Origin of the sequence: uncultured Rhodospira sp. (assembly GCF_937138205.1) — a bacterium.
Classification (GTDB): Bacteria; Pseudomonadota; Alphaproteobacteria; order Rhodospirillales; family Rhodospirillaceae; genus Rhodospira.
This window is the reverse complement of sequence record NZ_CAKZOT010000058.1, coordinates 81,008-106,203: the sequence shown is the minus strand read 5'-3', so window position 1 is coordinate 106,203 and position 25,196 is coordinate 81,008. Positions and strand designations below refer to the sequence as shown.

Sequence of the window (25,196 nt, the reverse complement as noted above, 5' to 3'; positions counted from 1 at the left end):
GCGAGCCGAGGGATCTCCCGCGTCGGCACCGCGCCCGGCGAATGGGGAGGAGGCATGACTTCGGTCGCCCGGTATGAGGGGCCGAGCCCCTGAACGGCTATTTCAGCTTGGTTTCCTTGAAGACGACGTGCTTGCGCGCCTTCGGATCGTATTTGCGGAACTCAAGCTTTTCGGTGGTCTTACGCGGGTTCTTCTTGGCCACATAGAAGTAGCCCGTGCCCGCCGTGCTCTGGAGCTTGACCTGGATGGTTGCCGGCTTTGCCATGGGTCGGATCCCGCTTGCGTAATGGGTCGAGGAAGAGCCGCGCACCATACGCCGAACGCGGCCGATGTCAAGGATGTGTCCACCAAATGCTCAGCGATAGGCGGCATTCGCCCCCACCAGGCCGATGGCCCGGGCGTACAGACCCGGATCGCGAATCAGCCGCCGCGCCACGACCTCGTCCAGGCCGTCCGGCTCATGGTGCTCGGCCGGGCACAACGCCCGCAGGCGAAGGCGGCGCTCGGTGTCCTCGAAGGCGGTGTGGCGCCATGACGACAGCCGTCGGGCGATGGTGTCGGCGTGGCCGCGCACATCGGCCAGCACGCGCTCGACCATCGCCGGCTCCGTGCGCCGGGCGCGGCCGCTGGTGCAGGCCACGGGGGGCACGCCCAGCCCGTGCAGGACATACCCGGACGGACTGTGAAACCGAGACCAGGTGAGTGTGATCTCGCCGCCGTTGGGCAACTGGACAACCGTCTGCACCGTGCCCTTGCCGTAGCTGGTGGTGCCGATGACCACGGCCCGGCCACCGTCCTGCAGGGCGGCGGCGACGATCTCGGCCGCCGAGGCGGACTCGCCGTCCATGAGGACGACGATCGGCAGGCCACCGGCGATGTCGCCGCGCGTGGCGCTGTAGTACTGTCGCGCCTCCGGATGGCGGCCGCGCGTCGAGACGATGGTCCCTTCGTCCAGGAACAGGTCGGCGACGGTGACCGACTGGTCCAACAGGCCGCCCGGATTGCCGCGCATGTCGATGATCAGGCCGCGCGTGTCGCCCCAATGGCGCGCCTCGCGCACGGCGTCGGCGACGGCCTCGGCGGTGGCCTGGTTGAAACTGCTGAGGCGCAGCACCGCGATCCCGTCCTGGCGGACCAACTCGACCGTCGGCATGACGATCAGGCCGCGCTCGACGGTCACCTCGACCAGCGAGTCCCGCCGGATGGTCAGCCGCACCGGCACGCCCACGGGGCCGCGCAACAGCGCGCGCACCGTCTGGTTGGTCGGCCGGGTGAACGGGACGTCCTCGACGGCCACGATCCGGTCGCCCGCCTTCAGGCCGGCGCGGTCGGCGGGGCCGTCGGCCACCACCTCGCGCACCATCACGGCGTCGGTCTCGTCGATCTCGAACAGAATGCCGATGCCGCCGAACCCGTTGCGGGTACCCCGGTTCAGGCGCGCTTCCTCGGCACCGGCATAGCGCGAGAAGGGGTCCAGGCTGGCCAGCGCGGCATCGAACAGGGCGTCGTACACCGCCTCGGCATCCGCCGCCGCCAGCGGCGGGGAGACCGCCCGCGCCGCCTGGATGGCGTCGATGCTCAGCCGCGCCCAGTCGCTGCCGCGTCCGTCGGCCGGGGTCGGCAACGCGGCCACGGGCTGGTCGTCCCGCGACAGGGCGAGCACGCCGTCGCGGATGCCGAAGTCCAGCGCCGGGTCGATCCGGGTGAGCCCGTGCAGGCCGGCGCTCACGAAGGTGGCCATGTCCACGGGTTCGATGTAGCGGCTGGACACGGCGACATAGCCGTGGGTGAACAGGCGCTGGGCCTGTTCGCGGGTGAACGGCTCCGGGGGGATCGGGCGGGCGTCCGTACTCGGCGATCCCGGCGTCGGCGGCAGCGCGCGCGGCGGCGCGCAGGCGGCCAGGAACAGGCCGGCCAGGATCAGGCCGACCAGCACCAGGAGCCAGGACACGGGGCGAGCAAGACGACTCATCGACGACACGGCTTCATTCTGTCGAGGGGAGAGGGCCGGACCACTCGGATCCCGGGCCGCCGCCCGCGCCGATGTGAGCCTGATCCGCACTGTACGGGAAAAGGGTTAGGAAATCACTACAGGGGACGGTGGCAGGGGCGGAGCCGGATCGACCACGACGAATCGGAGCATCACATGGGGTGGGCAATTGGGGACAGGACGCGTATCGTGAGATCATCCGTGTCAAACGCATTCCCGAGGCAGCCATGGCGACACTGGTGACCAGCAAGGGTCAAGTGACGATTCCCAAGCCGGTGCGCGACCGTCTCGGCATCGGTCCGGGCAGCGCGGTCGAGTTCGAGGTCGCGCCGGACGGCGGCATCGTTCTGCGCAAGGCGGATCAGGGGCCGGTTCGGCCGAGCCGGTTCGAGCGGTTGCGCGGCACGGCGACGGCCGGGCTGACCACCGACCAGATCATGGCCCTGATGCGAAACGAGGACAGCGCGGGGTGACGCTGGTCGATACCAACGTCCTGCTTGATGTTGCCACCGACGATCCGGTCTGGGCCGAATGGTCCATCCACCACCTTGATGCCGCCGCCGTGGCTGGCCCTTTGGCCATCAATCCCGTCGTCTACGCCGAAGTATCTGTTGGATATGAGCGGATCGAAGCGCTTGATGCTGTCCTTGCGGACATCGGGATTGGCATGGAGGACATTCCCCGTCCGGCGCTGTTCCTGGCTGGCAAGGCTTTCCGGGCCTATCGTTCCAAAGGGGGCGCGCGAACCAGTGTGCTTCCGGACTTTTTTATTGGCGCCCATGCCGCCGTTCTGAACCGGCCGCTCCTGACACGGGATGCCCGCCGGTACAGGACATACTTTCCGTCCATCACCCTGATTGCGCCGTGACGGGCGTCTGGAACGGCCGCCATTCGCCCTACCGCCGTCCGCCAGCGCGTTTCCCGGGACCCCGCCGCACCGCCGGGGGGCGCCCCCGCCGGCCTCGGCCCGGGCCGGACGACGGGGCGGCGTCCTCGTCATCCTCCAGCAGCTCGAACAGCAGGCCGCCGGCGATGGGGTCGGCCTCGCGCAGGCGCACGGTGACCGGTTGGCCCAGGCGGTAGACGCGGCCGTGCTCGCGCCCTTCCAGGCAGCGGGCCTCCTCGTTGTGCCAGTAGAAATCCGCCGGCAGGGTGCTGATGGGGATCAGGCCGTCCGCGCCGGTGTCGTTCAGGGTGACGAACAGGCCGGCCCGGGTCACCCCGTTCACGCGGCCGGTGAAGGTCGCCCCCACCCGGCTGGCCAGGAAGGCGACGGTGAACCGATTCACCGCGTCGCGCTCGGCGGCGGCGGCGCGGCGTTCGGTCGAGGAGATGTGGCCGCCGATCTGGGCGAACTGATCGATCTGGTCATCCGCCAGCCCGCCGTCACCCAGCGAAAGGCCCCGGATCAGCGCCCGGTGCACCATCAGGTCGGCATAGCGCCGGATGGGCGAGGTGAAATGCGCGTAGCGCCGCAGCCCCAACCCGAAATGGCCGATGTTGTCCGGATTGTATTCCGCCTGCGCCTGGGCGCGCAGCACCACCTCGTTCACCAGGTGCTCGTGCTCGGTGTCGCGGGCGTGTTCCAGCACGCGGTTGAACAGCTGCGGGGTGAGGACCTGCCCGGGCGCCAGCTTGATGTCCAGGGTGCGCAGGAAGTCGCGCAGCGCCGTCAGCTTCTCCTGCGACGGCTCGTCGTGGATGCGGTACAGGCAGGGCTGGCGCACCCGCTCCAGTTCCTCGGCGGCGCAGACGTTGGCGGCGATCATCAGTTCCTCGATCAGCCGGTGGCTATCGTAGCGCGGACGCGGCTGGATGTCGGCGACGGTGCCGTCCTCGGCGACGATCACGCGCCGTTCCGGCAGGTCGAGATCCAGGCTGCCCCTCTTGCGGCGCGCGCCGTCGAGCGCCTGGAACACGCCGTAAAGTGGGGTCAACAGCGGCTCGACCAGCGGACCGGTGGTGTCGTCCGGGCTGCCGTCCACGGCCATCTGAACTTGCGTATATGTCAGCCGCGCCGCCGAGCGCATCACCCCGCGCAGGAACCGATGCCGCAGCTTCTTGCCGTCGGCGTCGAACCACATCTCGACCGCCAGACAGCCCCGGTCCTCGTGCGGGCGCAGCGAGCACCAGCCGTTGGACAGCGCCTCCGGCAGCATGGGCACCACGCGGTCGGGGAAATAGACCGAGTTGCCGCGCCGCATGGCCTCGTCGTCGAGCGCGTCGCCCGGGCGCACGTACCAAGCCACGTCGGCGATGGCCACCATCGCGTGCCAGCCGCCCCGGTTGGTCGGCTCGGGATCGGGCTCGGCCCACACCGCGTCGTCGAAGTCGCGCGCGTCCTCGCCGTCGATGGTCACCAGGGGCACGGCGCGAAGGTCCTCGCGGCCGTCGGGCGGGGTGGGACCGGCCGTTTTCGCCTGATCCTCGGCTTCGGGCGGCCACTCGGTGGGAATGCCGTGGCTGTGGATGCAGATCAGGCTGACGGCGCGCGGGTTGGCGGTGTCCCCCAGGCGGTCCAGGACCTTGGCCATGCGCAGGCCATAGGTGCGGCCTGGCACCACCTCCGCCTCGACCAGTTCGCCGGCCTCGGCGCCGTTCCGGTCACCGCCGCGCACAAGGTATTCGTTGCGGTCGCGCTTGTTGGTGGGGCGCAGGCGCCAGCCGTCCGGCCCCTCGGCCAGCACCCCCAGCAGGCGGGTGGGGGCGGAGGCCAGCCGCTTGATCGGCTTGGCGGTGTAGCTGGTTTCGCCGTCGCGGGTCAGGCGCGCCAGCACGCGGTCGCCGACGCCGACGGCGGTGGCGTGGCGGCCCTTCATTTGCAGCACCAGCACGCGCGGCGGCGGCCCCAGGTCCTCCGTGTCCCAGGTGTCCGGGCGGGCCAGCAACTCGCCGTCCTGGTCGGTGGCGTGGATGGTCAGGACGGTCACCTCGGGCAGCGTGCCCGGCGGCGCGAACCGCCGCTTGCGGCCTCGCTGGATGTGGCCCTCGTCCTCCAGTTGCTTGAGCATCTGGCGGAGTTGCGGGCGCTGTTCCGCGTCCAACTGGAAGGCGCGCGAAATCTCCCGCTTGCCCACATGGTCGGGGTTGTCGCGGATGTAGTCCAGCACCTCCGCCCGGGTGGGGAAGGGCGCTTGCTTGGTTGGCTTGGCCGGGGGCACGGGCATATCCCAACGCGGGTGACGGCGCCGCATCGCGCCGCGCCCCCACCATGGGGAGCGGCCGCGGGCGGGTCAAGGTCGCGGGCGCCGCGCCCTCACCGCAAAAACGGATTGCTCATCCGCTCTTGGCCGAAGGTGGAGGTGGGGCCGTGGCCGGGGACGAAGGTGATGTCGTCGCCCAGAGGCAAGAGGGTGTTCATGATGGATCGGATCAGGGCGTCGGGATCGGACTTCGGAAAATCCGTCCGCCCGACCGAGCCGGCGAACAGCACGTCGCCGACGAAGGCGATGCGCGCCTGGGATTCCACGAACACCACGTGGCCGGGGGTATGGCCGGGGCACAGGTACACATCCAGCGTCAGGCCGCCCACTGTTACCGTGTCGCCCTCCTCCAGCCACCGCGTCGGCGTCACGGGGGCCGGTGTCTCCGGCCAGCCGAACATGCGCGCCTGCTGGTCCAGTTGATCGATCCAGAACGCCTCGTCGCGGTGCGGTCCCTCGATGGGCACGCCGAGGCGGTCGGCCAGGGTTCCGGCGCCGGCGATGTGGTCGAGGTGGCCGTGGGTCAGAAGGATCTTTTCGAGGGTCACGCCCTTGTCGGCCACCACGGACAGCACGCGGTCGATGTCGCCGCCGGGGTCGATCAGGGCGCCGGTCATGGTCGTATCGTCCCAGATCAGGGAACAGTTCTGCTGGAACGGTGTCACGGGGACAACGACGACGCTGATGGCCATGGCGGACTCTCCGGTGCGGTCGGCGGGGCGAGGCTGGTCTGTGGGGCGACCGTACAGAACCCCGTGAAGAACTCAACCCGTCGCTGGGGTGGTCCGTCTTAGGGGGGCCACTTCTATGATGCCATCATGGACGTGAAGGCCCGTGAGTCGTCGTTGCGGGCGCGCGTCGTCACGGGTGGACGCGTAAACCAGGATCCGATCCACCCGAACGGGGTCCGACGGGCCTGATCCCAAAGGCATATTTCCCCACAAGGGCTTTGGTACTATTCTGCCATAGGCGCCGACAGAGTCGTGTCGGGACGCGGCCGGTGTCACAGAACACGGGTCGTTGGGCGCGAACAGGCGCCGTGACGGTGCGGAGGCGCGCGTCGTGCGGGAAGGCAGCATCGGGCAGACAGCGGACAGGCCGGGACAGAGCCCGACACCCCAGCCTCGGCCACACGCCACACGGTACCGTCTTTGGCGGCGTCTGCTGCCGCCGCTGGCGATCGTGCTTGGCGTGCTCGTGGCGTTGCTCGGCGCCGTCCTGATCACGGCCCGCAAGGAGGCCCTGGATACCGAAAGCCAACACGCGTTCCAGGACACGCTGGGCGACCTGGCCGACACCGTGGCGTATCAGGCCGATGCCATGGACATGCTGAGCGCGTCCCTGGTGCGGCTGCCGGAGTTGCAGCGGTCCCTGCGGGCGCTGAACCGCCAGGCCCTGTACGACCGGTTCCTGCCGTTGTTCGAGGACCTGCGAACGCGCCACGGCATCACCCACTTCTATTTCCATCGCCCGGACGGCGTGGCCCATCTGCGTCTGCACCAGCCGGACCGCTACGGCGACGAGATCTCGCGGGTCACGCTGCGCGAGGCCCGCCGCACCGGCGATGTCGCGTCCGGGGTCGAGCTTGGGCCGCTGGGAACCCTGACGCTGCGGGTCGTACGGCCGGTGACCGAGGGTGACGTCACGGTCGGCTATGTCGAACTGGGCCGCGAGATCGACGAGGCCCTGGACCACGCCCACGGCGTGGACGGCGTCGAGCTTGCGGTCCTGATCGACAAATCCCTGCTGCGTCGGGAGGACTGGGAAATCGGCATGGCCATGCTGGGGCGCGACGCCGCGTGGGATCGCTACCCGAGCCATGTCTTGATTTTTGCGTCCGACGAGGCCGTCACGGGCGCCTGGGACCCCGTCTTCCGCTCGCTCACCACGGCCGGCGCCGACGTCGCGCCCGACGGCTTGGTGCAGTTCCAGGGCGGCACGACGCTGTGGCAGGCAAGGGTGGTTCCCTACCGGGATGCCGCCGGGGCGGTCGTTGGGGCGATCGTCATGGCCCGGGATGTCACGCGGGCGGTGGCCGCGTTCCAGTCGCGGGTCGTCGGGATCGTGGCGGTCACCGGGTTGGTGCTGGCGGGGCTTGTGTTGATGCTGTCGGTGATCCTGCGGCGGGCCGAAACGGACGTCGTGCGGCACGAGGCTGATCTTGCCGCCAGCGAGGAACGCCTGCGCGCCACCCTCTTGTCCATCGGAGATGCCGTGATCAGCACCGATGCCCAGGGCCGGCTGGTGCAGATGAATCCGGTGGCGGAGGCCCTGACCGCGTACCCGCAAGGCGAGGCCGTCGGCCGTCCGCTGGACGATGTGTTCGTCATCCAGGATGCGCGGTCGGGGCTGCGGATTCCCAGTCCGGTCAGCCAGGTGCTCGACAGCGGGCAGGCCGTGGAGTTGGGCAACGATACCCTTCTCGTCGGCCGCGACGGGTCCCGATTCCAGATCGCCGACAGCGCGGCGCCGATCCGCGCGCGGGATGGGACCATCCTGGGCGTCGTGCTGGTGTTCCGCGACGTGACCGAGATGTATCGGGCGCGCCAGGAGATCCAGCGACTCAATGAACGCTTTCATGTCGCGGCCGACTCGGCCGGCATCGGCGTTTGGGATATGGACCTGTCGACCCGGGTCCAGACGTGGGACGATCGTATGTTCCCTTTGTATGGGCTCCGTCCCGGAGAGGGAGAAAGCACTTACGAGGCCTGGGCGCGGCGTGTCCATCCGGATGACCGCGAGCAGGCGGTCGCGGATACGGAGGCGGCCATCGCCCGTGGGACTCGGCTTGAGACCAGTTTCAGGGTCCCCCGGCCGGACGGTTCGGAGCGGCACCTGAAATCGTTCGCCCACGTGGTGCACGATGAGAGCGGGCAGCCCGTTCGTCTGGTCGGCGTCAACTACGACATCACGGAACGGCGGCATCTCGAAAACCGCCTCCGCGCCTCGGAACGACGGTTCCGCGATATCGTCGAATCGATGTCCGACTGGGTGTGGGAGGTCGACCGCGAGGGTCTGTTCACCTATGTGTCCGACCGGGTGGCGGTCTCCATGGGGCACACGCCCCAGGAGCTTCTCGGGCTGCGGCCACGGGATTTCATCGACGCCGACGACGCGGACCGTTTCGAGGACATGTTGCGCGGGGCCGCCAGGAGCGGCGAGGCCTTCAAGGGCTTCGACGTCTGGGCGCGGACCAAGGCGGGCGCGTCCGTGCGGCTGCTGACGAACGGCCTGCCGGTGTTCGATGATGTCGGCGTGTTGCGGGGATTCCGGGGCACCACGACCGATGTCACCGAACAGCGGCGCATCGAGGACATGTTGCGCCTGCGCACGCGGGCGCTGGACGCCGCCACCAACGGGATCCTGATCACCCGCGCCGACCAGGACCAGCCGATCGTCTCCTGCAACCCCGCGTTCGAGCGGATGACCGGCTACACACAGGCGGAGGTCGAGGGGCGCCCCTGCCGGTTCCTGCAGGCGGATGGTCAGGAGGCACCCGATCTCGGGGCGATGATGGCCAGCCTGATCGACGCCGACCTTGCCGGCGAGCGGTCGTTCAGCCTGTTGCGCCTGCTGACGAAACACGGGGAGGCGTTCTGGTGCCAGGTCGGTCTCGCGCCGGTCGGCGACGAGTCGGGCCGCCCGACCCACATCGTCGCCGTGCTGGAGGACGTGTCCGAGCGGATCGCCCGGGAGCAGGACCTGCGCGACGCGCGTGAGCAGGCCGAAAGCGCGAACCAGGCGAAATCCGCGTTCCTGGCCCGCATGAGCCACGAGCTGCGCACGCCGCTGAACGCCATCAACGGCTTTTCCGAACTGATGCAGCAGAAGATTCTCGGGCCGCTCGGCCACGAGCGCTATGAGGAGTATGTTCGCGATATCCGGGCCAGCGGCGAGTATCTGCTGTCGCTGATCGACGACGTGCTCGACATGGCGAAGGTCGAGTCCGGGCGCATCGTCCTGCGGGAATCACGGGTGACGCCCCACGAGGCGATGTCCGCGATCCTGACCATGATGCGCCGGAGGGCCGAACAGCGGGACCTCACGCTCTCGGTCGACATCGACGAGGCCGCGCCGGACCTGTGGATCGATGCCCGGGCGTTCAAGCAGATGGTCAGCAACCTGCTGTCCAACGCGATCAAGTTCACCCGCGCTGGCGGGCGGGTCACGGTCGGTCTGCGGCAGCGCGAGGACGGCGCGGTGGCCCTGCGGGTCGAGGACACCGGCATCGGCATCCCGCCCGAGGACGTGGCCACGATCTTCGAGCCGTTCCGCCAGTCGCGACTGACGCAGGACTCGCCGGAGCGGGGGACCGGCCTCGGTCTCGCCCTCGTCAAGTCGCTGATCGACCTGCACGGCGGCGAGGTCACGCTGGACAGCACGGTCGGTGAGGGCACGACGGTCACCCTGGTGTTCCCGGCCCACCGCGTGCTGCGCGCGTCGGGCTGATCAATACCGTCCGGACTCGACGATGCGGGTCAGGGCCGCCAGCACGGCGGGATCGTACCGGTCCGGCATCTTGTTCAGGATGTCCAGGATGTCTGTCGGTCGCGCGCCCTGGCGGTAGGACCGCTCGGCCGTGCGCGCGCTGAACACGTCGGCGACGGCCAGGATGCGGCCGGGCAGGCTCAGGGTCTCGCCGGTGCGACCGTTCGGGTACCCGGAGCCATCCATGCGTTCGGTGATCTCCGTCAAGGTGCGGCTGATGGGCAGGCTGGTGTGCAGGTCGTCGAGCAGTGCGCAGGCGTGCTTGATGTGCGACTGAAGCACGGCCCGTTCGTCCTCGGTCAGGCGTTCCGTCTTGGTCAGCAGGTCGCGCGGTACGAACAGCTTGCCGACCTGCGAAACCTGAGCGGTCAGCTCGATGGTCAGACGCGGGTCGCCGTCGACGCCCATCTCGTCGGCGATCAGCAGGGCAATCCGCTCCATGCGCGCCGCCTGGTCGGCCAGATAGGGGTCGGCGGCGGAAACCGTGCGGCTCAGGGCGCGCACGACGGCCCGTTGCAGGGTGTCCGTCCGCCTCCGTTCGTGAACCAGATCGGTGACGTCCTGGATCAGGATCACCCAGCGGCTGTCTTCCGCGCCGCTCCGGGCGAGCGGGTTTCGCAGCACCATGACCCAGCGCGACTGGCCGCCCAGGGTGCACGAGATCGGCTTCGAGCGCCGTCCCTCCGGTGTGCCCGCCAGCAGCAGGGTGGCCGTGTCACGGTCGTCGAGAAGGGTCACCAGTTTGTGACCGAGCAGCCCGCCGAGCGAGGCCCCGACCAGGTCCCGCGCGGCTGCGTTGGCGTGCAGCACGCGAGCTTTGGCGTCGACCACGAACAGGTACTCCGTAATCCCGTCAACGATGGTGTCGAGCAGATGCCGCTCGGCGGCCATCTGGGTCGCGAACTGCTGGTACTGTTCGGCCAGGGTCCGGTTGTTCTGGGTGCCCTGCCGCCAGGCGACACCCAGGATCAGCATGACGGCGGTGATGGCGGCGGCGCCGGAGAGCAGCCGACCGGCGATCAGGGTGGGGCGGCTTTCAGACAGGATGGCGTCCAGGGGCCGAGTATAGCGAAGGTGCCACGACAGCCCCTCCGGCTGGCGTATCAGGGACAGGACGGGCGCGTCATCGGGCGCCGCTTTCGGCGGCGCCACCGGCGCCGCCAGGGCCTCCGTGTCCGGCCAAACGACATGGACGCGCTCGCCCGGCAACGCCAAGGCGTCGGGTTCGTTCAGGGCCTCGGCCAGAGAGACGACGGGAAAGCGGCCCGCCATGACGCCGACCGCCCTGTCGGGCTCCTGGAGGGAGGCCACCGGGACCATCACGTCGACCGCCCGTGTGCTGGGGTCGTCGGCTTCGGCGATCACCGCCCGTCCCGTCTCGGCGGTGGTCTGGATCGCTATTCCCGGCCGCTCGGCCAGATCCGGACCCGCGTCGCCGACCACCAGCCAGGGCACGCCGTCCGGATGCGTCAGGGTCAGCCCGGTGGCGCCGAACGCCGCCGCCTGCCGGTCCAGCGCCGTCCGCAGGAAGGTCAACTCCGTGGAGACCGAAACCTCGCGCCCCTCCGCCCGCGCCGCCCGCAGCTCGGTGGCGATGATGCGCAGCGCGTCACCCTGGGCCAGCGCGCTCAGGCTCTGCTGGCGGCCGACCAGCCAGTCCACGACGCGGTCCATGCGGCCGGCCAGCACGGCCTCGGCCCGCGCCTGGGCGGCGCCCCGCAGGCGGCCCCGCTCGGCGTCGACGGTCATGGTCGTGAACACCAGGCCACCCGCGAGAACCAACGCCCCAACAACCACCGCCAGCACGAACACCCAGATGGGCGGGCCGGACCGGACCGCGCGATCCGCGATCGACTCGTCCGGCGACCGTGCCCCATCGGCCGGGCGATGCGTCGAGTCGAGGGTATAGGCAGACGTGTCGCTCATTCGGGGAGTCCTTCCCGTCGCAAGAGGGACGGCCGATCCATCGGTCCGGCGGGCGCGGTTGTGGGCGTGACCGCGTCGGGGAAGTACAGCCACCGGCCGGCGTGGTCGACGGCGTACAGTGGCACGAATGCCGGCTCGTCGCCGTGGGTCAGGGGATGCACGCCGTACCGCGTCATGGCGATGGGACCGGCCGCCGTCTCGATCAGGATCACGTACAGGGTATCCAGCGTCAGGGTGTCGCGGGCCATGGCCAGCCGCAGGGCCGAGGGGGCCAGGCCGGCCGCCCGCAGGGTGTAATACCGGGCCAGGGCGAGGGCGCGGGCGTCGCGCTGGCCGCCGACCAGGATGTCGCGCAAGGTCGGCCAGGAACCGGCGGGCGGAGCGACGTCGTCCGTGGCTTCGACGCCCAGCAGATCATCAAGGAACTGCGCCGCGCGGCGGGCCATGTGTTCCGGCGGCAATAACGCCAGCCCCTCCACCCGGTTCAACCAGACCGTTTCGATCAGCGACAGGTCGTCGCAAGCCGCTTCGAGGCAGGCGGTCGCGCGCTCCAGCCAGGCATCGAACGCGTCGAGCGCGGTGCGCCAGTGGGGAAAGGCGGACAGGTCCGGGGCGCGCACCGACACGGTGCCCATGATGTCGGGGCGCGCCTGGTCCGCGGGCGGCGGGGGCTCGTCGGCCCGCGCGGTGCCGCTCGCCAGCACCAGGACAGCGGCGACGAGCAAGGCAACACCGAGTGGGGAGCGAAGCGGGGGGACGGTGGCCATGCCTAGCGCTCCGTCAGGGCCCGCGACTGGGTCTTCAGGATCGGTTTCAGCAGGTAGTCGAGGATCGACCGCTTGCCGGTGAGGATGTCGACGCTGGCCACCATGCCCGGCATCAAAGGCAGTTCCTCGCCCTTGCGGGTCAGCTTGTTCTCGTCGGTGCGCAGGGTGACGAGGTAGTAGCTCTCGTCCGTCTGTTCGTCGACGATGGTGTCGGCGCTGATCGATTCCAGCGTGCCCCGCAGACCGCCGTAGATGGAAAAGTCATAGGCGGTGAACTTGATCATCGCCTCCAGCCCCGGACGCAGGAAGCCGATGTCCGAGGGCCGGATCTTGGCCTCCACCAACAGGGTGTCGTCCACCGGCACGATTTCCATGATGTCCATGCCCGGGCGGATGACGCCGCCGATGGTGCGGATGTGCAGCGTCTTGACCAGGCCGCGCATGGGTGAGCGGATTTCGGTGCGTTGCACGCGGTCCTCGGCGGCGGTCAGGCGCTCTTCGATCGCCGCCAGTTCCGACCTGGCCTCGTTCAGTTCGGTGCGCGCCTCGGTGCGGAAGGCGAGGTACTTTTCCTCGATCCGCTGGGTGGCCTCCTGAAAGGCGGCCTCGGCGCGCGGCTTGGCCAGTTCCGAGGCCTGGATCTCGCCTTCGAGGTCGTTGGCCTGACGGCGCAGGCGCAATAGGTCGATGCGCGGCACCACGCCGCTGTTCACCAGCGGGCGGGTGATGCCGATTTCCTCATGGATGAGGGCGAGGCTCTCGCGGGACTGCTCGATCTTGTTGTCCAGTTCCAGCAGTTCCTGGCGGCGTTGCGCCACTTGGTCTTCCAGAATGTTGATCTGGACCTCCAGGCTTTCCCGGCGGCTCTGCATCAGGTCGCGTTCCGCCCGCGCGACGTCGGGGGCCTTGGCCACGAATTCCGCCGGCAGGCGCAATTCCGTTCCTTCCACTTCCGCCGTCAGGCGGGCGATGCGGGCGATGAGTGACGTTCGGCGGGCCTGGATCTCGCCCAGGTCGGAGCCGAAGCCGACCGAATCCAGGCGCATGAGGATCTGTCCGGCCTCGACCAGCTCACCCGTCTGCACCAGCAGGTCCTTGACGATGCCGCCCTCGAGATTCTGGATCACCTGAACCTTCGAGGACGGAATGACCCGACCCTCGCCCCGGGTCACCTCGTCGATGTGGGTATACTTGGCCCACAGGACAGCGACGACGAAAAAGACGATCACGAGGAAGAGGATCACATAGGCGAGGCGTCCGGGACCGATGGTTTCGGCCTGGATACGATGGCGGGCGAAGCGAAGATCCTTCCATGAGGTGGTCATGACGACTCTCCGCGATGGCGGCCGAACGGACCCGGTCGCGCCTCCGTGGGGGTGGCGCTCGTGCCGGGACGGGGCCGGCCCTGCGCCGTGGACGGCCGCGCCGTCGGTGCCGTGGCCTCGCTGTCGTCAGACTGTCGGTGTCGAATGGATTCGGCCCGGATGGATTCGGCCACAGGCGGCGGCCACTGGCCGTGCTCTTCGCTGGCGGCCTCCCTCGCCGGGGCGGTGCGGGGCGTCGAGGGGGGCCTGTCGCCCGAGCGGGCCATGGCGCGGTCCAGCGTTTCATCGAGAGGCCGGCTGTGCGCGGCTGCCGCCTTGGCTGGTGCCGGAGCCTTGGCCGGGGGCGCCACGGCGTCGCCCTCGGGGGCGGGCGATGGCGGTGTGGGACGCGCTTCGGCCGAAACGCGCGCCGGCGGACGGGCCGGCGGCCCCGGTGCGGCCGTGGGGGCATCGGCGGCCGGGGGCGGTGAGTGTGGCGGCTCGGGCGACCGGGCCGGTTGGGGGTGCCGGCCGGGCGGCTTCGCCGGGCGCGCGCTCTGTTCCTGACGTTTGGTCCGGGCCGCCTGCATGGCGGCGGAGATGGCTGGCGAGACGGGCCTGTCGGAGGCCTGCTGCCCGGCTTCCGGCGTTGGTCGTGTCGAGACCTTGGCCCGGGGGCCGGGGCGCGGCGGGCGTTCATCCCTGGACGGGCCTTCCGGTGCCGCCGGATCCGGCTTGGCGGTCGGCTCTTCGGTCGACTTGGCGGCACGCTCGGGGCGTTGCAGGCGACCCGTCACCGACCGTTTCCCGGGTGTGTCGGACCCCGCAGGCACGCTGCCCGGCACAAGCTTCGGCCGCAGGTCGCTCACCGGGCCGTCGGCCGCCACCTCGCCCCGGCGCATCACGATCACCCTGTCGACGACGTTCAACAGCGAGGGCCGGTGGGTGATGATGATCAGCGCCTTGTCTTTCAGCGAGGCGCCAAGGCGTTTCACGAACGCATCCTCAGCGGCCATGTCCATCATGCTGGTGGGTTCGTCCAGCACCAGGATGGGCGGGTCTGGCAATAGGGCGCGGGCCAGGGCGATGGCTTGGCGCTGGCCGCCGGACAACAGACAGCCCCGTTCGCCGACCGGCATGTCGTAGCCCATGGGGTGGCGGCTGATGAAGTCGTGCGCGCCGGACAGCTCGGCCGCACGCAGGATCATGGCGTCGTCGGCCTCCGGGGCGCCCATGGCGATGTTCTCGCGCACGGTTCCGGTGAACAGCACGATATCCTGAAGGATGACGCCGGCGGTGCGGCGGATGTCGGCCGGGTCGATCTGCTGCAGGTCGGCGCCGTCGATCTGCACCGATCCCTCGGTCGGGTCATAGAGGCGCGTCAGCAAACGGGCGATGGTCGACTTGCCGGAGCCGATAGGCCCCATGATGGCCACCCGCTCGCCCGGTTCAACCGCGAACGAGATGTTGCGCACGGCCGGCGTCTGGGCGTTCGGATACGTGAAGGTGACGTTCTGGAAGTCGATGCGTCCGGCCATGGCCGGGCGGCTGAGGAACTGTTTGCCGCGCGGCCGATCCACCGGCAACGCCATGATCTCGTCGATCGCCTTGCGGGCTGTCGCGGCGTGGTGCAGGCGCGAGACCAACCCGGCGACCTGGCCCAGCGGCGCCATGATGCGTCCGGTCAGGATGGTCGAGGCGATCAGCCCGCCCATGGTCAGTTCGTTGTTGGCGATCAGGTAGACGCCGATGATGACCACGGTCACCGTGACGATCTGTTGGACCAGGGACGAGTAGTGAACGCCGAGCCCGCTCAGGAACTTGACGCGGGCGCTCAGCCCGGCGGCCTCGCCGGTGAAGGCGTCCCAGTCGCGTTGCATCCGGCCTTCGGCGCCCAGGCTCTTGATGGTGTCGAGGGCCGAGATGGCCTCGACCAGGATGCCGTGCTTTTGCGCGTTGCCCTCGATCGTCTTGCGCGTGGCCTGGCGTAGCGGGGCCTGCAGTAGCAGGCCGCCGATGATCACCACCGGCACGGCGATCAGCGGCACGTAGGCGGCCGGACCGGCGATCAGGTAGATCACGCCGATGAACAGGAAGATGAACGGGATGTCCACCAGGGCGACAACGGTGGCCGAAGTGAAGAAGTCGCGCACCGCCTCGAATTCCTTCAAGCGATTGGCGAAGGCACCTGACGAGGCGGGCCGCGCGCCCATGCGGACGTTCATGGCGTGGCCGAAAATGATCGAGGACATGACCACGTCGGCGCGCTTGCCGGTGTGGTCGATCAAGTAGGCCCGTAACAACTTCAGGACGAAGTCGAACGCGTAGACGATCGCCACGCCGCTGGCCAGTACCCACAACGTCTCCAGCGCCTGGTTGGGCACGACGCGATCGTAGACGTTCATGGTGAACAGGGGGCCGGCCAGGGCGAACAGGTTGATCATGATGGCGGCCAGGATGACGTAGAAATAGACCGGCGCCATCTTGCGCAAGGTGGACCAGAACCAGTTGCCGCGCGGCTCTTCCGCGCGTTCGTCCATCTGGCCGCGATAGGTGATCTCCGGGCGCGCCAGGATGGCGTAGCCGTCGTACCGGTCCTCAATGGCTTTGCGATACAGGATTTCTGTGCCGGTGCCGGTCTCGGGCAGCAGGACCTCGTACTCGTCCCGCTGCACCTGCCTCAGGACGACGCCTGTGGTCCGTCCCTTAAGGAGCAGCACGACCGGGTAGACGTGCTGGGGAATGTCCTTGAACGCGCGCCGCACCACGCGGGCGCTCAGGCGGGCGCGTTCTGCCGCCACCGGGAACAAGTCCGGGGTCAGCCTGTTGTTTTCCAGCGGCAATCCGGCCGTGAGCGAGGCGGCCGACCGGGGCCGCCCGTGCAGGCGACACAGCGCCATCAGGGCGCCGAGCAGCGGGTCGGCCGTTTCCGGCTTCAGGTCGGTGGGACGCAAAGCCCAATCGGAGTCCGCGTTGGTGTCGGGGCCAGATTCCGACGGGGACGCGGGATCGGCGGACGCCGCCGTATTGGGAGCCGCCATCGGGCTTGGCGGGCTTGTCTCGGCCGGCGCTGGGGGCGTCTCGTGTCGTTGCTTTCGTTTGCCGAACATCGTTGGAGCCGCCGTTGTTTGGTTTGACACGCTTGGATGGGTGTTGCGCGCGAGCCGATGTCTTCACTCCGCTGCCGGCTCGGGCGCCACGGGACGTGCGGCGGGTGGCCGGGCGGCGGGCATGGCGGTGATCACGGCCGGGCCGGACAGAACCAGTTTGATGACGTCCGACTGCCGCCGAGTGTTGGTCTTGCGAAAGACCGATTTGACCTGGGTGCGGATGGTGTTGAGTTGCTGGCCGCGCGTGGCGGCGATCTCCTCCAGGGTCAGACCGCGCGCCAGCCGGGCCACGATCTGCGCCTCGGAGCGGGTCAAACCGTACAGGCTCATCAGGCGGTCGTCACTGATCGAATAGTCCGCATCCGGATCGGCGATGAACAGCGCGGCGCCCGGATGGGCGGGACCGGCCGGCACCAGGATAACCGACAGCGTCCTGTCATCGTCGCGCGAGCGCACGGCGATGGCGCCTTCGTTGACGCCGTCGCCGCTGTTGGAAGCGGTCTCCCCGGCCACGGCGGCGATGGCCTCGCGCAGCCGCGCCGTGTCGTCCCCGCGCGCGGCAACTAGAAGGCCCTCGCGCGTGCGTGTCAGTGCCCGTCCGTCCGCGAGCAGACGTGCGGCATGGGCATTGGCGTGAACAATGCGTCCGTCCGGGCGAGTCAGGATCAGCGCCAACGGCAGGCGGTCGAGCATCCCATAGGCCGCGCGCCGCGACCCTTCCGCGTCGTGGGCCATGGCATGGCGCACGCGAGCGCGGTTGATGGCCCGCGCCAGGGCGGATGGCGTGACATCGTCGAGTGCCACGACCTCGTTGACCCCGGCCCGCATCAACGCCTCCTCGCCCTCGGCCGTCAGGTCCTTGACTACGGCCGTCGTGGCGGCCGCGCGTGGGGGCAGGTCCGGAGACGATTGGCTCCCCGGGTCATTCAGAAGCAGAACCATCGGCGCGTCGGCCGCCTGCGCGATCTGTGTCGGCGTCGCAAGCAGCCGATACGGAATGCGCGCGTCGTCCAGGGCCGCCCGCAGGCGCGCCGGGTCGCCGGCCAGGGTGGCGAGGACGATGGACGTTGACATACTGTCTTGGTCGAGCATGGGTTCGGCTTTCTTTCCCAACACCAGCGGTCTGGATCCTTCGGCGATCGGGGCGGCAGTCCTTGCCACCGAGCGTGATCTCCTGCGTGTCGACCGCAGGCGGGACCCATCGTCTGCCCGTGCAGTTTAACACAGCTCGACAGGTTTCGAATGTGCTTATCCATGTGATCTGTGTCACATGAGGTGCATCCGACGATCTGTTCCGTCGGGAACGCGGGCCGCGCTCACGAATTGCCGGCCGCAGTGAGGCGTGGCACCATGTCCATTGAACAGCCGGAGCACGTGTGTGGTCTTCGGCCATGTCCGTGTGGCCGGTCTGGGTACCGCCACGCGGGCGTGTCAGGGAGGACGACCGGTGAGCGACGACAAGGGAACCGGCGGCCGCACTGCCGACGCCGAGGGGGCTCGGCCCGATGATGGCCTTGAGGCCGACGCCGGTGCCCGCCGCGCGCGGCTGCGGATGCTGGCAATCGCGGCCGTCCTGGTCGTGGTGGCCGTGGTGGGCGTTGCCCTGGTGCTAAGATTCATCGGCGCGGAACGCGACCGCGAAATCCAGAACTGGCAGGTTCGCCTGGGTATCGTGGCCGATGGGCGCGCGGGGGCCGTGACCCAGTGGCTAGACGAGCAGACGGCGGTTCTGACCCGATTGGCGAGCAATGCCAATCTTCAACTCTATGCCATGGACCTCGCCGGCGGTGGCGCCGACGACCTTGATCAGATCGAAGGCAACTACATCCGCAATCTGCTCAACGCCACCGCCGACCAGACCGGGTTCGTGCCCAATCGCCTGTCGGGGCGCGTCGACGCCAACATCGGCGCGCCGGCGAGCGCCGGGCTGGCGATCGTCAATCCGGCCGGCGGGACGATCGTCGGCAGCACGTACATGCCGCGCCTGCCCGACGGATTCGGGCCGATGCTCGCCCGGGCGGGGGAGGGGACCACCGCTATCCACGGGCCGCGGATCGGCCCCACCGGCGAGCCGCTTCTGGCCTTTGCCGCGCCGCTGTATGCCGTGCAGCAGGACGCGGCGGCGGGCGCCGAGATCGGCTTCGTGGTCGGTCTGCGGCCGTTCGATCGTACCGTGTTCGACCTGCTGGTCCAGCCGGGCACCATCTGGGAGAGCACCGAGACCAACCTGGTGCGCCGGCGCGATCGCTCCGTCGAGTACATCACGCCGCTGTCCGACGGCACGCCGGCGATGGGCAAGACCTTGTCGACGGACACGCCGGAGCTTGCTGCGGCGCGGGCGCTGGCCGAACCGGGCCTGTTCGGGTTCGGCCGCAACCACGCCGGCGAGGACGTGCTGTTCACCAGTCGCGCCATACCCGAAACGAACTGGGTGCTGGTGCATTCCATCACCGAGGCGGAGGCCCTGGGGGCCGCCGAGGCCCGGCTGAACACCCTGTTGATCGTGTTCCTGTTGGTGATCGCCGGCATCTTCATCGGCGCCTTGGCATTGTGGCGGCATGGAACGTCGGTGCGGCTGGGCGAGATCGCCGCCCGGCACAAGATCGCGGCGGACCGCCTGCACAACTACATGAAGTTCATTCGCGTCGTGACCGACGGGCAGCCAACCGCCATCGCTTCGGTGGACGAAAAGGGCCGATACACCTTCGCCAACATCGGCGCGACGTGGAACTCGGGCCTGACGCCAGACCAGGTTGTTGGCCGCTCCATGGTCGAGGTGATGGGGCCGCACACGGCCAAGCTGTTCCAGGATCTGAACACGCGGGCCTTCCTGACCGGCGCGCCCGTGTCGGAGGTGCAATCCCTCGATCAGGGGGGGCGCACCCGCATGATCAAGTCCGATCACATTCCGCTGGCGGCGGATCGGGACCATCCACGCTCGGTGCTGATGGTGCTGGAGGACGTCACCGACCTGATGGCCGAACGCGAACGCCGCGAAGCAACCATGCGCGACCTGGTCGGCACCCTGGTCAGCCTGGTGGACCGGCGCGATCCCTTCTCGGCGAACCATTCGAGCATGGTCGCGGAGCTCGCCAGCGCCATCGCCGTCGAGATGGGCGAACCTGACGAGACCCGGCGGACGGTCGACATCGCCGGCAACTTGATGAATCTGGGCAAGATCCTGGTTCCCGAAGCCATCTTGACCAAGACCGGCCCGCTGACCGATGCGGAAAAGACAACCATTCGCGACTCAATGGTGCAAACGGCTGACCTTCTTGCGTCCGTGCGCTTCGACTTGCCGGTGGCCGAGACCGTGCGCCAACTCCAGGAACGCTGGGACGGTCAGGGCTATCCGGACGGCCGGGCCGGCGAGGAGATCCTGTTGAGCGCGCGGATCGTCATGGTGGCCAATGCCTTCGTCGGCATGGTCAGCCCGCGCGCGTTCCGCGATGGCTTGCCGGTTGAGCAGGCGTCCGCGGAGATGCTCAAAGGAGCCGGCGCCCAATTCGACCGGCGTCCCGTGGCCGCGCTGTTGAATTACCTGGAGAACCGGGGCGGGGCCGAGAGATGGCGTGACATCGATGGCAAGACCGGCACCGCGTGAGTGGCGATAATGCCACACCCACCGGATTTGGCACGAAACCGCGCGGCCCGACCCAGGGATGGGGCGCTATCCGGGCCGTGCCCATCGTGGACTGTGTAGCTGTTCAGGGTGGTTTTCCATGTACTCTTTTGCGGGACCGGCGTGCCGACGGTCATCGGGGCGGCGCTGGTGGCCGTTGCGGGGTGTGGGAGCCAATAAAAAGGACCTTTCGAAAGTCATACGGCCACCGCGCTTTACTTTGTGTGTGGCGAGTAGCGGCGTTTCTATGCAGGATATACCTGTTGATGGGTGTGCGTTTTTGAGGCACCTTAATAGTTCCTGTGTTCTTTCGGTTGTGCTTTAGTTAATTGACAGAACATGGTCACTTGATCTAATCATGGTTCTCGACTCTTTACCGAACGCAAGTGCCGACGGACCCCGCGAATCCGCACTGCCGGGGCGGCTTGTCACAACGGAGGAAATCATGCGTCTGTGTAGGCACCTGTTCTTGGCCACCACCGCGCTGACGATGCTGGGGGCGCTGCCGGCCCAGGGCATGTCGCTGCAGGAAGCCGCGTTCCAGGCCACCGCGACCAACCCGCAGATCGAAGCCGCCAAGGAAAACCGTCGCGCCCAGGTGTTCGAATTGAGACAGGGGCGAGGGCTTTACTTCCCGCGCCTGGATGTCAGCGCCGACGTCGGGCCGGAATGGACCGAGACGCGGGCCATCGATGAGAAGACCCTGCTGCGCTACGACACGCAGATTCGCCTGACCCAGCTTCTGTTCGACGGCTTCGACCGCGAGGCCAAGATCGAGCAACGGGCCGCCCGCCTGGATGGCGCCTCCCTCCGCGTCGAGGAGCGGGTCGAGACCCTGTCGCTGGACGCGGCAGAGGTCTACATGGACGTGCTGCGCTACCAGGAACTGCTCGACATCGCGGCGGAAAACATCGCGGTCCACGAGGATATCCTGTCGCGCGTCGGCCAGCGCGTGAACGCCGGCCAGTCCGGCGTCGGTGACCAGCAACAGACCGAAAGCCGTCTGTCGGCGGCCCGCGACACCCTGGTCAGCGCCGAACAGGACCTGGCCGACGCCCGCGCCCGGTTCCTGACGATCGTCGGCAGCGAGCCGGAGGCCCTGTCGCCGCCGCCGTCCCTGGAGTCGGCGCTGCCGGCTTCGGTGAACGAGGCGGTTGTCTATGCCGTCAACAACAGCCCGACTTTGCGGGCGCGGGCGGCCCAGATCGACGAGGCCCGCGCGGCCCATCGCGAGGCCGGCGGCGCCTACTATCCGACCATCGAACTGGAACTGCAGCACAAGCGCAACCACAACGTCGACGGCGTGGAAGGCATCAACAACGACGCCAGCGCCATGGTGATGCTGTCCTGGAACCTGTTCAACGGCGGCATCGACACGGCCCGCCGGGTCGAGATGTCGCACCGCATCGGCGAACAGCGCGCCGAGACCATGCAGGTCGAGCGCGCGGTGGCCGAGGAAACCCGCCTGTCGTGGAATGCTTTGGAGTCGGCCCGCAACCGGGTGGCCATCCTGCGCGATCAAGTGGCGTCCAATACCGAGGTGGTCGATACCTATCGCCAGGAGTTCCTGATCGGTCAACGTGATCTGCTGGATTTGCTCGACAGCGAGAACGAACTGTTCCTGTCCCGCAGCGCCCTGGTCAGCGCCGAATACGTCACCGACTTCGCGGTCTACCGCATCCTGGCAGTGATGGGAGCGCTGTCCTCCGCCCTGGGGGTCGCCGATCCCGAGGAGGCCGCGGCCGACGCCCGGGCCGGCGCCGGGGTGGTGCCGGACTACGCCTTCGGCGACCGCACGGTCGAGGGGGTCACCCGTCCGGCGCCAGACATGCAGGTCCGCGCGCCGGCGTCCGCGCCCGCCGCTGAGGCGGTGGAGGTCTCGCACCGACCGGCGCCGGTGCCCGGCACCAAGCCGACCTCGACCCAGTAGTCAGACTGTGTCCGCGCCCTGGCGGTTGTGTTCCCCGGGGCCGGACGGCTGTCATGTTCACACGTCTCCACCAGTGTTCGAGCGAGCCGACGGGGTGGCGCAAGACCCCACCCCAACCCTCCCCGTAAACGGCTATCATATTCACACTTCTTTTCCCGCCAAGCTGGGGTTGACGGCCCCGGCGGAAAATGGCCCGTCATTGCGAACCCTCGTCGCAAGACGAGGGTGAAGCAATCCAGAGCGTAAAACGCAGATATCCGCCCTGGATTGCTTCGTCGCTGCGCGCCTCGCAATGACGATCTGAAGAAAAAATGTGTGAATCAGATAGGTAAACGGGGAGGGGGTCCGGCCTGCACCCTCTTTGCGGGCCGTTCTCCAGCTCGCCGAAAAGTGCCTGCCGGAACTCCTCCCCCATTTAAGGGGGAGGTCGGGAGGGGGTTCAGGCGGCAAACAACGGCTTTGGATGTGTGTGAATCGGATAAGGGCGGACGGGGCGGCGGGGCGCATCAAGGTGGGCGGTCGTGCGTCGGCAGGTGCGCGGCCTCGGTCCGCGCGCGACGCAACGCCGCCAGGCCATCGGCGTCCCCCAGCGCCCAGACCCCGCCGCCGATCAGGCCGGTCACCACGGCCGACGCCCCGTACAGCAGCGAACAGGCCAGCGCCGCGTCGGCGGGCAATCCGACGATGCCAAAGCCGAGCACCAGTGCGCCTTCGCGCAGGCCCCAGCCGGCCACCGACACCGGCACGGCGGCGGTCAGGATGGCCGGCGGAAACACCAGGGCGATGGTGGTCCACGCGGCGTCCGTGCCCAGCGCCAGCGCATACAGCCAGACCACCGTGATATCGATCAGGTGCGGCAGCAGCATCAGGCCCAGCACCGGCGGCAAAGCGCGCCGGCTGCTCAGCACGCGCCACGCCGAGCCCGACAGGGCGACCAAAGGCCGGACGGCCGCGCGGTCAGCCAACGCCGACGGCAGCCAGCGAAGACCGAGAAGCACCAGCAGGCACCCCAGCCCGCCCAGCACCAACGTCAGCAGGCCGCGCGCCACCAGCGGGTCGTCGGCACTGGCCGCCAGCACCGGCAGGCCCAGCACGCACAGCAGGATCAGCCCGAGAAAACTGAACACCCGGTCGACGATCAGCGACCGCGTCGCCAACCCGAGCGGCAGGCCCAGCCGCCAGCCGTTCCACACCCGCAGCGCGTCACCGCCGATGGTCGACGGCATGGCCTGGTTGCCGAACAGTCCCAGCAGCACGTTGCGCCATGTGACCGTGAAGGGCAGGACCTGCTCGTGCACCGACAGCACCAGCCGCCAGCGGGCCGCCGCGCCGACCGCCTGGACCTGAAGCAGCAGCAGCGCCGCCCCGCCGGCCAGCGCCACGTCGGCGTCCAGGCGCGCCCACAGCGCTCGCAGGTCCACACTGGCGAGGATCACCCCCAACAGGCCGAGCGACACCCCGGCCTTGAGCAGGGGCAGGATCGCGGCTCTGGCTTTCATGGGCCACCATGGGGTCGGCCGTGGTCACTGGCCGCGGCGCGCCAGACCGGCAGCAGGTCGTGCTCCAGGACGTCACGCCAAGAGGGCGCCGTCGCCTCGACGGCCGCGCGGGCGCGCGCGCCCATGGCGTGTCGGGCCTCGGCGTCGCCCAGGAGCGGTTCGATCGCCGCCGCCCACGCGGCCGGGTCGGGATCGTCCACCAGAACGCCGTCCAGGCCGTGGGCGCGCACGAAGCGGGCGCCGCCGTCGCGGCTGGACAGCACCACCGGCACGCCGCAGGCGCGCGCCTCCAGCACGACGTTGGGCGAGACCTCGCTTTCCGACGGGAACACGAACAGGTCGGCACTGGCGTACAGCGCCGGCAGGGCATCCTGCGGCAGGGCGCCGGGGGCGCTGGCGTGTTCGGGGCCGAGCAGCGCCAGCAGGTCGGCGCGCCGGTTGCCCTCGCCAACTGCCACGACATGCACCTCCCGGCCCTGGTCGAGCAGCCGTCGCGCCGCCCGGGCCAGCGTCATCAGGCGCTTGCTATCGTCGGCGCGGCCCACGAACAGCAGCAGCGGCCGGTCCGCCGGCACACCCATCTCGATGCGCAGGCGTGCCCGGTCGCGGTGGCGCGGGTTGAAGCGGTCGAGGTCGATGCCCCGCCGCAGCCAGTGTACGCGGTTGGCGCCCAATGCTGCGGCGGCCATCGCCTGATCCGCCTCCTTTGAGACCAGTACGCGGTCGCACGCGGCGACGAACGTTGACACTTTCCGTGCGGCGTCACGACCCAGCCGGCCGGGCAGGTCGAGGTCGTCTAGCACCCGCCGGCCCAGCCATCCCGTTCCGACCATCCGCGCCAGGATCTCGCGGGAGTAGACGGTGGTAAAGGTGGGCAGGTCGGTGTGGATCGACGCCACCAACGCCGCGCCGTGACGCTTCGCCACCCGCTTGGCCGTGCGGGAAAAGGTGAAGGTGTCGGTGCAGTGCAGCACATCGTGGCGGCGCAGGTGGCGGGCCAGCCGGGCGTGGTGCGGGGCGAGGTCGGTGTGCCCCGCGCCCTGGGCCAGGAGCGGAAACCGGGCCGTGCCCAGGGTCGGCGGCAGGGCGTGGAAGCGCACGTGCTCGGCCAGCGGCTCCACGGACTCGGTGTCGCCCATGGCGTAGACGGTCAGATCCAGGGCGCCGGGCGCCAGGGTGGCCGCCGCCTCGGCGAACCGCTCCCAGCACTTGACGTGACCGCCGGCCGACGGCCCGCGCGCCAGCGTGATCAGCACGGCGACGGACAGGGGGCGTGACGAAGCGGGGACGGCGGTCGGCGACGACGGCATGGGTGCAATCCGAAAGGGCGGGGCGATCGGACCATGCCACGGCGGCG

The 25,196-nt window shown here is 69.2% G+C and carries 16 protein-coding genes; 5 read left to right on the top strand and 11 right to left on the bottom strand.

Annotated elements, in window-relative coordinates; all coding sequences use genetic code 11:
• Positions 1–97: 97 nt before the first annotated feature.
• A complete protein-coding gene (rpmG, locus tag Q0309_RS08285; protein WP_299439433.1) occupies positions 98–265 on the bottom strand; it encodes a 50S ribosomal protein L33 in 168 nt (55 codons plus the stop codon).
• A 90-nt stretch (positions 266–355) separates the two neighbouring features.
• A complete protein-coding gene (locus tag Q0309_RS08280) occupies positions 356–1,972 on the bottom strand; it encodes a S41 family peptidase (RefSeq protein WP_299439431.1) in 1,617 nt (538 codons plus the stop codon).
• 245 nt (positions 1,973–2,217) lie between these two features.
• Here Q0309_RS08280 and Q0309_RS08275 point away from each other — a divergent pair, with 245 nt between their 5' ends.
• Both Q0309_RS08275 and Q0309_RS08270 read left to right on the top strand, forming a co-directional pair.
• Positions 2,218–2,463 (top strand): AbrB/MazE/SpoVT family DNA-binding domain-containing protein, encoded by a 246-nt coding sequence (locus Q0309_RS08275; protein ID WP_299439429.1) that lies wholly within the window; start codon positions 2,218–2,220, stop codon positions 2,461–2,463.
• Entirely contained in the window at positions 2,460–2,858 is a 399-nt protein-coding gene (locus Q0309_RS08270; RefSeq protein ID WP_299439427.1) for a type II toxin-antitoxin system VapC family toxin, read from the top strand. The genes Q0309_RS08275 and Q0309_RS08270 overlap by 4 nt, the downstream gene beginning before the upstream one ends.
• A 28-nt stretch (positions 2,859–2,886) precedes the next feature.
• Here Q0309_RS08270 and rnr read toward each other — a convergent pair whose 3' ends face one another.
• On the bottom strand, positions 2,887–5,151 hold the full coding sequence (rnr, locus tag Q0309_RS08265; protein ID WP_366940577.1) for a ribonuclease R: 2,265 nt from the start codon (positions 5,149–5,151) through the stop codon (positions 2,887–2,889).
• A 95-nt stretch (positions 5,152–5,246) separates the two neighbouring features.
• The gene (locus Q0309_RS08260; protein ID WP_299439423.1) at positions 5,247–5,885 is read right to left on the bottom strand and encodes an MBL fold metallo-hydrolase; all 639 of its coding nucleotides are present in this window, start codon (positions 5,883–5,885) and stop codon (positions 5,247–5,249) included.
• Between the two features lie 370 nt (positions 5,886–6,255).
• On the opposite strand from Q0309_RS08260, the gene Q0309_RS08255 reads away from it, so the two are divergent.
• Complete coding sequence (locus tag Q0309_RS08255; protein WP_299439421.1) at positions 6,256–9,642, top strand: PAS domain S-box protein; 3,387 nt, start codon at positions 6,256–6,258, stop codon at positions 9,640–9,642.
• Here the strand turns inward: Q0309_RS08255 and Q0309_RS08250 are convergent, their stop codons facing one another.
• From Q0309_RS08250 to Q0309_RS08230, 5 genes are all read right to left on the bottom strand, one after another.
• Positions 9,643–11,607: an HD domain-containing phosphohydrolase gene (locus Q0309_RS08250; RefSeq protein WP_299439419.1), complete on the bottom strand. Its 1,965-nt coding sequence runs from the start codon at positions 11,605–11,607 to the stop codon at positions 9,643–9,645.
• Complete coding sequence (locus tag Q0309_RS08245; protein WP_299439417.1) at positions 11,604–12,374, bottom strand: hypothetical protein; 771 nt, start codon at positions 12,372–12,374, stop codon at positions 11,604–11,606. The genes Q0309_RS08250 and Q0309_RS08245 overlap by 4 nt, the downstream gene beginning before the upstream one ends.
• A 2-nt stretch (positions 12,375–12,376) precedes the next feature.
• Positions 12,377–13,699, bottom strand: a complete 1,323-nt coding sequence (locus tag Q0309_RS08240; RefSeq protein WP_299439415.1) for an HlyD family type I secretion periplasmic adaptor subunit — start codon at positions 13,697–13,699, stop codon at positions 12,377–12,379.
• Positions 13,696–16,719 carry a type I secretion system permease/ATPase gene (locus Q0309_RS08235; protein WP_299439413.1) on the bottom strand — a complete coding sequence of 1,008 codons (3,024 nt, stop codon included), beginning with the start codon at positions 16,717–16,719 and terminating at the stop codon, positions 13,696–13,698. The genes Q0309_RS08240 and Q0309_RS08235 overlap by 4 nt, the downstream gene beginning before the upstream one ends.
• Before the next feature lie 132 nt (positions 16,720–16,851).
• Positions 16,852–17,880, bottom strand: a complete 1,029-nt coding sequence (locus Q0309_RS08230; protein ID WP_299439411.1) for a hypothetical protein — start codon at positions 17,878–17,880, stop codon at positions 16,852–16,854.
• 355 nt (positions 17,881–18,235) lie between these two features.
• Here Q0309_RS08230 and Q0309_RS08225 point away from each other — a divergent pair, with 355 nt between their 5' ends.
• Both Q0309_RS08225 and Q0309_RS08220 read left to right on the top strand, forming a co-directional pair.
• Positions 18,236–20,392, top strand: a complete 2,157-nt coding sequence (locus tag Q0309_RS08225) for an HD domain-containing phosphohydrolase (protein ID WP_299439409.1) — start codon at positions 18,236–18,238, stop codon at positions 20,390–20,392.
• Positions 20,393–20,855: 463 nt separating this feature from the next.
• On the top strand, positions 20,856–22,340 hold the full coding sequence (locus Q0309_RS08220; protein WP_299439407.1) for a TolC family outer membrane protein: 1,485 nt from the start codon (positions 20,856–20,858) through the stop codon (positions 22,338–22,340).
• Positions 22,341–22,846: 506 nt separating this feature from the next.
• Here the strand turns inward: Q0309_RS08220 and Q0309_RS08215 are convergent.
• Both Q0309_RS08215 and Q0309_RS08210 read right to left on the bottom strand, forming a co-directional pair.
• Entirely contained in the window at positions 22,847–23,839 is a 993-nt protein-coding gene (locus Q0309_RS08215) for a lysylphosphatidylglycerol synthase transmembrane domain-containing protein (RefSeq protein WP_299439405.1), read from the bottom strand.
• Positions 23,836–25,149 carry a glycosyltransferase gene (locus Q0309_RS08210; RefSeq protein WP_299439403.1) on the bottom strand — a complete coding sequence of 438 codons (1,314 nt, stop codon included), beginning with the start codon at positions 25,147–25,149 and terminating at the stop codon, positions 23,836–23,838. Before Q0309_RS08210 ends, Q0309_RS08215 begins: the two co-directional genes overlap by 4 nt.
• Between the last annotated feature and the right edge of the window lie 47 nt (positions 25,150–25,196).